General features: G+C 43.7%; 1 pseudogene. It reads left to right on the forward strand.

The window, feature by feature from the left end:
- Positions 1–245 (forward strand): annotated as a pseudogene (locus tag SB658_RS26680) (MFS transporter); the annotation flags it as partial.

A 245-nucleotide genomic window follows, 5' to 3' on the forward strand; every position in this document is an offset into this window, starting at 1 on the left:
TCGTCATGGTTGCACTCATGACCATGACACCGGTGCATATGCAGCATCATGGTTATGGATTAGCCGAAGTGGGCATTGTAATTGGTTTCCATATAGGTGCGATGTATCTTCCTTCACCTATCACGGGTGTACTTGTAGATAAACTAGGGCGAACAGCTATGAGCATAGCGTCGGGCATCACATTGTTACTTGCTGGTTTATTAGCAGCATTCGCACCAAGTGATTCAATGATTCTATTAATCATT

Source organism: Bacillus sp. SIMBA_008, assembly GCF_046535495.1.
GTDB classification, from domain to species: domain Bacteria; phylum Bacillota; class Bacilli; order Bacillales; family Bacillaceae; genus Bacillus; species Bacillus subtilis.